The organism is Paenibacillus sp. RC84 (assembly GCF_041260495.1).
GTDB lineage: Bacteria > Bacillota > Bacilli > Paenibacillales > NBRC-103111 > Paenibacillus_F.
The window spans coordinates 1-13,825 of sequence record NZ_JBGBYL010000020.1 but is presented as its reverse complement, the minus strand read 5'-3'; the positions used below and the strand labels follow the sequence as shown (position 1 = coordinate 13,825).

Genomic DNA, 13,825 nt, shown 5'->3' with positions numbered 1-13,825 from the left:
AAGCTGGCCGCCATCTGGCAGGACGTGCTCGGTCTTCAGAAGGAAATCGGCATCCGCGATAACTTCTTCGACCTGGGCGGACATTCCCTGCGGGCGACGACGCTTGTCGGCAAAGTGCACAGGGAACTGAACGTCGATCTGCCGTTAAGAGACGTTTTCCGTCATTCGACGGTTGAAGATATGGCAGAGGCAATCGCCAACATGGAACGGCAGGAGCATGTTTCCATTCCTGCTGTGGAGAAAAGGGAGTTCTATCCGCTTTCGTCCGCTCAAAAACGTTTGTACATTCTCCATCAGCTTGAGGGCGCGGAGCTGAGCTACAACATGCCGGGTACGCTGATACTCGAAGGTGCGCTGGACCGGAACCGGTTCGAGGAAGCATTCCGCAGTCTGATCCGGCGCCATGAAACACTGCGCACGGGCTTCGAAATGGCGAACGGGGAAGCGGTGCAGCGGGTATATCCGGAGGTGGACTTTTCCGTGGAACATGTCGGAGCAAGCGAGGAAGAAGCGGCAGAAACGGTGCTGGCTTTTGTCCGTCCGTTCGATCTCGCGAAACCGCCTTTGATTCGGGTCGGCTTGGTCGAACTGGCGGTTGAGCGGCATATCTTGATGTTCGATATGCATCATATCGTGTCCGACGGAGTTTCGATGGACGTGTTGGTGGAAGAGTTCGTCCGCCTATACAGGGGAGAAGAGTTGGAACCTCTGCGCATTCAATACAAGGACTACGCCGTCTGGCAGCAGTCCGAAGGGCAGAAAGAGCAGCTAAAGCGTCAGGAAGCTTACTGGCTTAATGTTTTCCGGGGAGAGCTCCCGGTGCTGGAACTGCCGACGGATTACGCCCGGCCTGCCCTGCAGAGCTACGAAGGACGGACGCTCCAATTTTCCATGAATGCGCAGAAGAGTGAAGGCTTAAAGCGGCTGGCGGCGGAAACAGGCACAACCTTATATATGGTTCTGTTTGCGGCCTATACAGTCATGCTGCATAAATATACAGATCAGGAAGATTTGATCGTAGGCACGCCGATTGCCGGCAGGACACACGGAGATGTGCAGCCGCTGATCGGAATGTTCGTCAATACGCTGGCAATTCGCAATTATCCGGCCGCGGACAAAACGTTCCTCTCCTACCTGCAGGAGGTCAAGGAAACGACTTTGGGCGCATACGAGCATCAAAACTACCCGTTCGAGGAACTGGTGGAAAAGGTGCAGGTTGCCCGGGATCTAAGCCGCAACCCGCTTTTCGACACGATGTTCACGCTGCAAAACACGGAAAACAAAGAGCTTCAACTGCCCGGCCTCCGGCTGGCTCCTTATGCGAGCGAAGAAATCGTGTCCAAGTTTGACCTTAGTCTGGATGTGACGGAAGTCTCCGGCGGCCTGGATTACTTGTTCGAGTATGCAACCTCTTTGTACAAAAAAGAAACGATAGAACGAATGGCCAAGCATTACGAGCAACTTTTGAATGCCATTGTGAAGAGCCCGGAAGCCAAAATCGCCGATCTTGACCTGGTGACTCCTTCCGAAAAAGAGCAGCTGTTCGAAGCGTTCAATCCGGCCATGTCCGAGCTTCCGCAAGTGCAGACGTTCCACCGGCTGTTCGAGGAACAGGTGGTCCGGACTCCCGATGCGGCGGCTGTTGTCTACACAGACATGCAGCTGTCCTACCGGGAGCTTAACGAACGGGCGAACCGGCTGGCCGGAGCGCTGCGCGCCGGAGGTGTCGGCAGAGAGTCCATCGTCGGCATACTGGCCGAGCGTTCGGTGGAGCTGCTCGTCGGCGTGATCGCGGTATGGAAAGCGGGAGGCGCGTACGTGCCGCTTGACCCGGATTATCCGGCCGACCGCATCCGGTTTATGCTCGAAGACAGCGGGGCAACGGTGCTGCTGACGCAGACTTCTCTCAGAGAGAACGCCGAGGCTTGGCTGGAAGCGGAGGAGACGGCGCTGCGCGCGATCCTTTGCCTGGACGACGAAAAGTCGTACAGCGGGGACGGAGAGAATGCGGCTATCGGAGTCGTTTTGGAAGGCAGCGTAATTGGGGCTGCTGATGAAAGCGCAGAGAGTGCCCGGGTGTCTGCGGGTCAAGGAGACGGCGCTGCGTTGGGCAGCACGGCTGACAGCGGATCGGACGGCAGCTTGTCCGCATCAGGCACGCCGGACGGTGTCCCAGCCGAAACCCAGCCGCACGATCTCGCCTACGTGATCTACACGTCCGGCACGACGGGACGGCCCAAAGGCGTCATGATCGAGCACGGCAGCCTTGTGAACACGGCGGCCGCCTACCGCCGGGAATACCGGCTGGACCGGTTCCCGGTACGGCTGCTCCAGCTCGCAAGCTTCTCCTTCGACGTGTTCGTCGGAGATATCGCCCGGACGCTGTACAACGGCGGCACCATGGTCATCGTGCCGAAAGACGACCGGATCGACCCCGCCCGCCTGCACGGCTGGATCCAAGAACAGCGGATTACCGTGTTCGAATCGACTCCGGCGCTCATCGTGCCGTTTATGGAACATGTGGCGCAGCACGAGCTTGATATGAGCTCGATGGAACTGCTCATTACCAGCTCCGACAGCTGCAGCGTAGGCGACTACCGCGTGCTGCAGGAGCGCTTCGGCTCGCAGTTCCGGATCATCAACAGCTACGGCGTCACGGAAGCGGCGATCGATTCGAGCTTCTACGACGAGCCGCTGGCGAAGCTGCCGGAGACGGGCAGCGTACCGATCGGGAAAGCGTGGCTGAACGCGAGGTTCTACATCGTGGACGCGCACCTGAACCCGGTGCCGGTCGGCGTCCTGGGCGAGCTGTGCATCGGCGGACCGGGCGTGGCACGGGGCTACCTGAACCGTCCGGATCTGACGGAGGAGAAGTTCGTGGACAGCCCGTTCGTCACGGGTGAACGTCTGTACCGCACGGGCGACCTGGCCCGGTGGACGGCAGACGGCAACGTCGACTTTATCGGGAGGATCGACCACCAGGCCAAAATCCGGGGCTACCGGATCGAAACCGGCGAGGTCGAGTCGCAGCTGCTCCAGGCGGACGGCGTCCGCGAAGCGGTCGTCATCGTACGCGAAGACGGCAGCGGGCAGAAAGCGCTGTGCGCCTACTTCACGGCGGGCGGCGAACTTGCCGCAAGCAGTCTGCGAAGTGCGCTGGCGCAGGAATTGCCGGGCTACATGATCCCGTCGTATTTCATCCGGCTGGAGCGGATTCCGCTGACGCCGAACGGGAAAGTCGACCGCAAGGCGCTGCCGGCGCCGGAAGCGGGCGCGGACGGAGGCGCGGAATATATCGCGCCAAGGACGCCGCTGGAAGCGAAGCTGGCCGCCATCTGGCAGGACGTACTCGGTCTTCAGAAGGAAATCGGCATCCGCGATAACTTCTTCGACCTGGGCGGACATTCCCTGCGGGCGACGACGCTTGTCGGCAAAGTGCACAAAGAACTGAACGTCGATTTGCCGCTGCGAGATGTTTTCCGTCATTCGACGGTTGAAGAAATGGCTCAAACCATAGCGGGATTGGAACACCGGGAACATACCGCCATCCCTGTACTCGAAAAACGCGCTCATTACCCATTGTCTTCCGTACAGAAAAGGCTGTACATCCAGCATCAGATGGAAGGCGCGGAACTGAGCTACAATATGTCGGGCCTCATGGTCCTCAAAGGGGAACTGGACCGCGGACGCTTTGAAGCAGCGCTTCGCGGGCTGATCGGCCGTCATGAGATTTTGCGTACGGCATTCGAGATGGTGGACGGCGAACCTGCGCAGGTTATTTACCCGGAAGTGAATTTCGCCCTGGAGTACCGGCAGTCGGACGAAGAAGGAGCCCGGGAAATTGCCGCACAGTTTGTCCGCGTCTTTGATCTGGAACAACCGCCGCTGCTGCGGGTCGGTCTGATCGGGCTGGAACGGAACCGGCATATTCTGATGTTCGACATCCATCATCTTGTTTCCGACGGCGTGTCCACCGGAATTTTAATCGACGATCTTCTCCGCATGTATACGGGCGATAACCTCCGGCCGCTGCGGATTCAATATAAGGACTTTGCTTCGTGGCAGCAGTCCGAAGCGCAGAGCGAACGTCTGAAAAAACAGGAAGCGTACTGGCTGGACGTACTGGACGGAGAGCTTCCTCAGCTTGAACTGGCCACCGATTTCGCGAGACCGGCAGTGCGGAGCTATGAGGGAGATGTGCTGGATTTTGCCATAGACAAGCAGCAAAGCGAAGCCTTGCGGCAAATCGCGGACGATAACGGCGCAACCTTGTATATGGTTTTCCTCGCCGCCTACACCGTTCTGCTGCATAAGTATTCCGGACAGGAAGACATCATTGTGGGCACGCCGGTCTCAGGCAGAACTCATGCGGATACGGAACCTCTGATCGGAATGTTCGTGAACACGCTGGCGATCCGTAATTACCCGTCCGGCGAGAAAATGTTCCTTTCTTACCTGGAGGAAATCAAAGAAACGATGCTGGGAGCCTATGAAAACCAGGATTATCCGTTCGAGGAGCTTGTGGAAAAAGTACAGGCGGCAAGGGACTTAAGCCGGCATCCGATATTTGACTCGGTGTTTGTGATGGAAACGAGAGAAGACCGGATCAGCCGTTTCGGAGAGTTAACCGTCGAACCTTATATCGAGGCCCAGACGGTCGCCAAATTTGATCTGACCCTGGAAGTTACGCATGAGGAAGAAGGCATGAGCGGTCATTTTGAATATGCGACTAAACTGTTTACCCGGAACATGATCGACAATTTTGCCGAAGACTTTCTGACCATCCTCTCCAAAATTTGCGAGCAGCCTCATGTCCTGCTGAAAGATCTTTCCTTAAACGGTTCTTCGGAGCAGGAAGAAGACTTGCTGGAAGCTATTGATATTGTTTTCTAAAGCTTTACCCGGCGGATGTGCGTGCGGCGCATTCCGTATGCAATCCGCCGGATCGCTTTTTTTAACGAAAAGAGAGGGGAACGATGAAGGTGGCTTTTGAAAAAGAAATTCTTTTTTGGAACGAAAAATTCTCAGGTGAAGAGGATTCGCTTACCCTGCTGCCGTACAGTAAGGCTCCAAGCCACGCGGCTCCAAGCGTTCTGTCCGTTTCCGGAACTTTGTCCGGCGGAGCGGCGCAGCGGGTCATTCAAATGAGCAAGGGCGCGCCGCTGGCCGCCTATATGATTTTGCTGGCGGGAGTTCAAGTCCTGCTGTACAGATATACGGGTGATTCCGCTGTTCTTGTCGGCATGCCGGTTGTGAAGAAAGCACAAGAGACGCGGCGGCCCATTAACCATACGGTTATTCTGAAGAATAGGATCGGCGGCGAGTCCACCTTCAAATCGGTGTTGAACGAATTGAAGGTTTCTCTTCCCGAGGCTATCCGTCATCAGCAGATTCCGTTCCTCAAAATGACGGAGAAGCTGGAGCTTCAATACGCGGACGGAGTCCCGGTTGTCAACACGCTCGTTTCTCTGAATGAGCTGCACGGCACTGAGGTCGGCGGGAATGTCGTCTGCGACTGCCTGTTCCAATTCCGTCTGGAGGACGGTTCGATCCATCTTCAGATCTTCTACAACGAAAATTTGTATCATGCGGGCTTTATGACCGGGGTGGTCGATCATCTGGACCGTCTGCTGGCAGGCGGTTTAAATAACCTTGATCAGGAAGCGGCAGGGGCGGCTATGCTGTCTCCGGAGGAAGAGCGCCGGCTTGTTCATGCTTTTAACGAGACGGAAACGGACTATGAGTCGAAAAAAACGATTCACGGGCTGATCGAGGAGCAGGCTGCCCGCGTTCCGGAAGCGACAGCGGTGGTTTTCGAGCAGGAACGTCTCACCTACCGGGAGCTGAACGAGCGGGCGAACCGACTGGCGCGTACGCTGCGTGCGAAGGGTGTGCAGCCGGACCAGCTTGTCGGCCTGATGGCCGGACGCTCGATGGATATGGTCGTCGGCATCTTGGCGGTGCTGAAAGCCGGAGGCGCATACGTGCCGATCGATCCCGAATATCCCGAGGAGCGCATCCGCTACCTGCTGGAAGATTCGGGTGCAAAGCTGTTGCTGACTCAGCGGCGGCGGCTGGACCGCGTCCCCTATGCGGGAACTGTACTGGCACTCGATGACGAGAACTCCTACAGCGCCGACGGCACCAATCTGGAGCCGGTTAACGGGCCGGACCATCTGGCCTACGTTATCTATACATCCGGAACGACGGGCAAGCCTAAGGGCGTGATGGTGGAGCATCACGGACTCGTCAGCTTGAAGAACATGTTCCGGTACACGCTGGGCATCACCGGATCGGACAGAGTCGTCCAGTTCGCGAGCCTGTCGTTCGACGCGTCGTGCTGGGAAGTGTTCAAGGCGCTGTTTTTCGGAGCCGCTCTCTACATTCCGACGGCCGACACCATTCTTGATTATCAGCTTTTCGAGCGCTACATGGACGAGAACGGCATCACGGCCGCGATCCTGCCGCCTACGTACGCTGCCTATTTAAACCCGGATCATATGCGGGGGCTGCAAAAGCTGATTACCGGGGGCTCGGCCGTATCGGCCGAATTCGTGCAGCAGTGGAAAGACAAAGTGCGGTATTTCAACGCCTACGGCCCGACGGAAGCTTCGATCGTCACTGCGGTCTGGGCCGCTGAGCCGAATGATACCGGCTTGAAATCGGTTCCCATCGGCCGTCCCATTCATAATCACAAGATTTATATCGTGGACAAGCACGGACAGCCTGTGCCTGAAGGAGTAGCGGGTGAACTGTGCATTGCGGGTGTCGGTCTGGCGAGAGGATATTTGAATCGCCCCGAGCTGACGGCGGAGAAGTTCGTCGACAACCCTTTTGCCTCCGGCGAACGGATGTACCGGACGGGGGATTCCGCCCGCTGGCTTCCTGACGGGAACATCGAATATATGGGCCGGATCGACCACCAGGTGAAAATCCGCGGCTACCGGATCGAGACCGGCGAGATTGAAGAACAGCTTCTGAAAATTCCGTCCGTACAGGAAACGATCGTCATCGCCCGGGAAGAAGAGAGCGGACTGCAATTGTGCGCTTACGTTGCGGGAGACCAATCGCTGACCGTTAGTGATCTTAGAGCAGCGCTGTCGCAAAACTTGCCGGGTTACATGATTCCGGCGCATTTCGTGCAGCTGCCGAGGATGCCGCTGACGCCGAACGGGAAAATCGACCGGAAGGCGCTGCCTGCCCCGCAAGGAAACGCGCTCGGGGGAGGCGAGTATATTGCGCCCCGAAACGAAGCGGAGCAAGCACTTGCCGACGTTTGGAAGGCTGTGCTGAATACCGAACGGGTCGGAGTCACGGATCACTTCTTCGAGCTCGGCGGTGATTCGATCAAGTCGATTCAGGTTTCCTCCCGGCTGCACCAGGCCGGCTACAAGCTGGAAATTCGCGACTTGTTCAAATATCCGACGATCGCGCAGCTCAGCCTGCACGTGAAGCCTGTCGCCCGGACGGTCGATCAGGGAGAAGTGACCGGAGCCGCCGTATTGACTCCCATTCAGCAATGGTTTTTCGAGCGTGAATTCGCGGATGCGCATCACTTTAACCAATCCGTTCTGCTGCACCGCAAAGACGGTTTCGACGAGACGGCTCTCCGCAAGGTGCTGCAGAAGTTAACGGAGCATCACGATGCGCTGCGGATGGCCTTCCGCAAAACGGAGCACGGCTATACGGCCTGGAACCGCGGAATCGGGGAAGGCGAGATGTACAGCCTGGAAATCTCCGATTTCAGGGAGGCTGCGAATCCGGGAGACGCGGTCGAAGCGAAGGCGAACGAAATTCAGAGCGGGATCGGGCTGGAAGACGGGCCGCTTGTAAAAGCGGGCCTGTTCCGCTGCGCGGACGGCGATCACCTGCTTATCGCGGTTCATCATGCCGTCGTCGACGGTGTATCGTGGCGGATCTTGATGGAAGATATCGCGCTCGGGTACGAGCAGGCCGGCAAAGGGGAAGACATCCGTTTTCCCGCGAAAACCGATTCCTACCTTGCTTGGTCGGGTCAGCTCGCGGCCTATGCGCAAAGCCCGGACATGGAGAACGAGCGGGCCTATTGGCAGGGCGTCGAACGTACACCCGTGCCACCTTTGCCGAAGGATACGGATGCGGAGGATTCCCTGCAGCGGGACAGCGAATCGCTTTTTGCGGTCTTGACTCGCGACGAAACGGAGCTGTTGTTGAAACGGGTACACCGGGCCTACAACACGGAAATGAACGATATCCTGATTGCCGCTCTGGGAACAGCCGTGCAGAAATGGAGCGGACATGACCGGGTCCTTTTAAATCTGGAAGGTCACGGGCGCGAATTTATCGGAACGGATATCGACATTACGCGTACGATAGGCTGGTTTACGAGCAAGTTCCCCGTTGTGTTGGAGCCGGAGAGCGGCAAAGACTTGTCGCATCAAATCAAAGCGGTCAAGGAAAGTCTGCGCCGGATTCCGAACAAAGGGATCGGATACGGGGTATGCCGGTACCTTTCGGAGAAAACGGACGGCTTGGTATGGGGGGCCGAACCGGAAATTAACTTTAACTATTTGGGCCAGTTTGACGACGATTTGCAAAATAACGAGATGGGCTTGTCGCCGTATCCGGGCGGGAGCCCGGCAAGCGACCGGCAGGCGCGCAGCTTCGTGCTGGACATTAACGGCATGGTCCTGGACGGTTCGCTGTCGCTAGACCTGAGCTACAGCCGGAAACAGTTTCACAGAGCGACGATAGAGAAACTGGTTTCGCTGCTGGAGCAGAGCCTCCGGGAAATTATTGCCCACTGCGCGGCTAAGGAACGGACGGAGCTGACGCCGAGCGATGTGCAGTTCAAGGGACTGAGCGTTACCGACATGGAACGGATTGCCGAAGACACGGCACCTATCGGCGAGATCGAGAATATCTACACACTCACGCCGATGCAGAAGGGGATGTGGTTCCACAGCGCGATGGACCCGCAGACGGGCGCCTACTTCGAACAAGCGCGTTTTACGCTGCTGGGCGAGCTGGATGTCGATGTTTTCTCCAAAAGCTGGGCCGAATTGGCCGCGCGGCATGTCGTGCTGCGGACTAATTTTTACAGCGGCACGGGCGCGGAACCTCTGCAAATCGTGTACCGGGACAAGCCGGTCGGCTTCGAATATGAAGATCTGCTGCATCTGGATTCTGCAGAACGCACAGCCTATACCGATAAGAAAGCGGAGGAAGACCGGCTGCGGGGCTTTGATCTGGAGCGGGATGCGCTTGTGCGCGTCACGGTACTTCGGACGGATGAACAACGCTATCACGTGCTGCTCAGTTTCCAGCATATTCTGATGGACGGCTGGTGCTTGCCGCAGCTTACGCAGGAATTGTTCGAAACGTACTCAGCTTACATCCGGAATGTGAAGCCGGAGCGGATTGCGTCAGCGGACTACGACCAGTACATCGAGTGGCTGGAGAAACAGGACGAAGAAAGTGCTTCCCGCTACTGGTCCGGCTATCTGGAAGGGTATGACGGACAGACGGAGCTTCCCAAAAAGACCGATGCGAAAAGCGGACCGTTTCTTCCGGAGCATGTCGTTTGCGAGCTGGGCAAAAGCTTGAGCGAACGGATGGAGCGTGCGGCCAAGCAGCAACATGTCACGTTAAACACCTTGCTGCAATCGGCATGGGGCGTCGTTTTGCAAAAGATTAACGGGACGGGCGATGCGGTCTTCGGCAGCGTCGTCTCGGGAAGACCGGCTGAGATTCCGGGAATCGAGGAGATGATCGGACTTTTCATCAACACGGTACCGGTGCGGGTAACGAGCGAGGCGGACACGTCTTTTGCCGACGTCATGGTCAAGGTGCAGGAGCAGGCGCTGGAATCCGGCCGCTACGATTATTATCCGTTGTATGAGATCCAGGCGCGAAGCTCCCAGAAACAGGATCTTATCCACCACATTATCGCGTTCGAAAACTATCCGATGGACGAGCAGATGCAGCAGGCGGGCGGCAGCCAAACCGGCGGTCTGGCTATCACGGATGTCGAGATGGCGGAACAGACGAATTACGATTTTAATATGACGGTCGTGCCGGGAGAAGCCATTGAAATACGCTTCGATTACAATGCGGGTGTATTTGCGAAAGCGGACGTCGAGCGTTTGCGGGGACAACTGCTGCACGTGCTCGAACAAGTCGTGAACGATCCCCGGGTCAAAGTGGGCGACTTGGAGCTGGCAACGGCGGCTGAAAAAACGCAAATTATTAAAGCGTTCAACGACACAACGACGGATTTCCCGCGGGACAAAACCCTTCATCAGTTGTTTGAGGAACAGGCGGAGCGGATACCGGATGCAGTGGCGGTCGTATTTGAGCAAAAGGAACTTACGTACCGCGAGCTGAATGAGCGGGCGAATCGCCTGGCACGTACGCTTCGGGGCGAAGAAGTCGGCCGGGACTGTCTCGTAGGCATTGTTGTCGATCGTTCCATCGAGATGATCGTCGGCATTATGGCCGTGCTGAAAGCCGGCGGCGCTTATGTGCCGATCGATCCGGAATACCCGGAAGAACGTATCCGGTACCTCATCGAAGACTCGGGCGCCCGGGTTATGCTGACGCAGCGTCATCTGCAGGAACGGATTCCCGTCCAAAGCACCGTGATCGTACTGGATGATGAAGGGTCTTACCATCCTGACGGGTCGGAATTGGAACGAATCAACGAATCGGCCGATTTGGCCTGTGTGATCTATACCTCGGGGACGACCGGGAAGCCGAAAGGAAACCTGGTGTCCCACCGGAACATTATCCGGATCGCACGAAATACGAACTATGTCGAGATTACGGAGCAGGACCGGGTTCTCCAGTTGTCCAGTTATTCTTTTGACGGGTCGATTTCCGACATTTTCGGCGCTTTGGTCAACGGGGCGGGCCTCGTTCTCATTCCAAGAGAGATCATGCTGGAAATCGGTCAGTTGGCCGAGTTGATCGAAAGGGAGCGGATTACGGTTTCGCTCATTACGACCGCTTTTTTCAACGTGCTCGTGGATGTAAATGTGGATTGCTTGCGGCATATGCGGGCCATTCTGTTCGGCGGAGAGCGTGTTTCGGTCGGTCATGTCCGTAAAGCGGTCGCTCATTTGGGTCCGGGCAAAATCATTCATTTGTACGGCCCTTCGGAGAGCACGGTGTACGCTACGTACTATGTGGTGAACGAAGTGGCCGAGGACGCCGTGAATGTTCCGATCGGTCGTCCGATCAGCAATACGACGGCCTATATCGTGGATGCCCGCAACAATCTGCAGCCGATCGGTGTAGCCGGGGAGCTGTGTGTAGCGGGCGAGGGATTGGTCCGGGGCTACCTGAACCGGCCTGAATTGACGGCGGAGAAATTCGTGAACAATCCTTTCGTTCCCGGAGAACGCATGTACCGGACAGGGGACGTGGCGAGATGGTTGCCGGACGGAACGATCGAATATGTGGGCCGGATGGACGATCAAGTGAAAATCCGCGGCTTCCGGATCGAGCTTGGCGAGATAGAGGCGCAGCTGCTGAAGGTGGAATCCATCCGGAAAGCGACTGTGATCGCCCGTGAAACCGCCAGCGGAGATAAACAGCTGTGCGCCTATTTCACGGCGGACGGCGAGCTTCAGGCAAGCCGGTTAAGAAGCGCCTTATCCCGCGAGCTGCCGGGGTATATGATTCCTTCGTACTTTGTTCAGATGGAGGATATGCCGCTAACGACTAACGGCAAGGTGGACCGCAGAGCGCTACCGGCGCCGGAACTCAGCTTGCAGGAAGGGACGGAGCATACGGCTCCCCGGACTCCGCTGGAAGCGGACCTGGCCGCCATCTGGCAGGGCGTACTGGGACTTGAGAAGGTTGGCGTGAAGGAAAATTTCTTCGAACTCGGAGGACATTCTCTGCGGGCGACAACGCTTGTCAGCCGGATACGCAAAGAGCTTCACGTAGATTTCCCGCTGAAGGATGTCTTTGTTTATTCGACGATAGAAGAGATGGCTCAAGCGATTGCAAACCTGACACGGCTTTCGTTCTCTTCGATCCCCAAGGCAGAGGAAAGCGAGTATTACCCGCTATCTTCCGCGCAAAAAAGGCTGTTCATCCTTCAACAGCTCGAAGGGGCGGACCAAAGTTACAACATGCCGGGAGCTTTGCTGCTGGAAGGAGCGCTGGACCGGCATCGATTCGAAGAAGCGTTCCGCGGCCTGATCGCGCGACATGAGACGCTTCGCACCGGTTTTGGGATCATAAACGGGGAAGCGGTGCAGCGGATATACAGCGGCGCGGACTTTTCGGTGGAGCATATCCGGGCAAGCGAAGAAGAGGCAGTCGAGGCCGTGCAGAACTTCATCCGGCCGTTCGACTTGGCGGCGCCGCCTTTGCTCCGGGTTGGCTTGATTGAGCTGGCGGCGGACCGGCATATTCTGATGTTCGATATGCATCACATCGTGTCCGACGGCGTTTCGATGGATGTGCTGGTGGAGGAGTTTGTCCGGCTGTACAGCGGCGAAGAACTGGAACCACTGCACATTCAATACAAGGACTACGCGGTATGGCAGCAATCGGAGGCGCAGAAAGAACAGTTGAAGCGGCAGGAAGCTTACTGGCTCGATGTTTTCCGGGGAGAGCTGCCCGTACTGGAGCTGCCGACGGATTTTGCCCGTCCCGCCGTACAGAGCTACGAAGGACAGACACTTGAATTTTTTGTCGACGCGCAGAAGAGCGAAGCTTTAAAACGTCTTGCGGCAGAAAACGGCTCGACGCTTTATATGGTGCTGCTTGCGGCGTATACGGTACTTTTGCATAAATATACGGCTCAGGAAGATCTGGTCGTAGGGACTTCGATTGCTGGAAGAACCCACGGGGACGTGCAGCCGCTGATCGGAATGTTTGTCAATACGCTGGCAATCCGCAATTACCCGGCCGCCGGCAAACCGTTCTTGTCCTACTTGCAGGAGGTCAAAGAAACGACTCTGGGCGCATACGAGCATCAGAACTACCCGTTCGAGGAGCTGGTCGAAAAGGTACAGACGGCCCGTGATTTAAGCCGCAATCCGATTTTCGATACGATGTTCTCTCTGCAAAACCTGGAGAACAAGGAATTTGAGCTGGAGGGGCTCAAGCTCACTTCTTATCCGAGTGAGTACGGCATGGCGAAATTCGACCTCAGCCTGGATGTCGTGGAAGAAAGCGGCGGTCTGGAATGCAGCTTGGAGTATGCGACTTCCTTGTATAAAAAAGAAACGGTGGAACGGATGGCGCAGCATTTCGAGCAGCTGCTCGGTGCCATCGCCGAGAAGCCGGAGGCCAAAATCGCCGATCTTGACCTGCTTACGCCTTCCGAAAAAGAGCAGCTGTTCGAAGCGTTCAATCCGGCCATGTCCGAGCTGCCGCAGGTGCAGACGTTCCATCGGCTGTTCGAGGAACAGGCGGTCCGGACTCCCGATGCGGCGGCCGTTGTGTACGAAGACAAGCAGCTGTCGTACCGGGAACTCAACGAACGGGCGAACCGGCTGGCCGGAACGCTGCGCGCCGGAGGCGTCGGCAGAGAATCCATCGTCGGCATTTTGGCCGAGCGTTCGGTGGAGCTTCTCGTCGGCGTGATCGCCGTATGGAAAGCGGGAGGCGCGTACGTGCCGCTTGACCCGGATTATCCTGCCGACCGCATCCGGTTTATGCTCGAAGACAGCGGGGCGACGGTGCTGCTGACGCAGACTTCTCTCAGAGAGAGCGCCGAGGCTTGGCTGGAAGCGGAAGAGACGGCGCTGCGCGCGATCCTTTGCCTGGACGACGAAAAATCGTACAGCGGGGACGGAGAGAATGCGGCTATCGGAAGCCTGACTGT

At 57.1% G+C, this 13,825-nt stretch carries 2 protein-coding genes; both read left to right on the top strand.

Annotated features, from left to right (window positions below):
• Positions 1 to 4,893: amino acid adenylation domain-containing protein (locus tag ABH899_RS28330; RefSeq protein WP_370002190.1), on the top strand; the 4,893-nt coding region annotated here is incomplete at its 5' end.
• Between the two features lie 83 nt (positions 4,894 to 4,976).
• Positions 4,977 to 13,825, top strand: an 8,849-nt coding sequence (locus tag ABH899_RS28325) for an amino acid adenylation domain-containing protein (RefSeq protein ID WP_370002188.1), incomplete at its 3' end; no start/stop codon positions are given.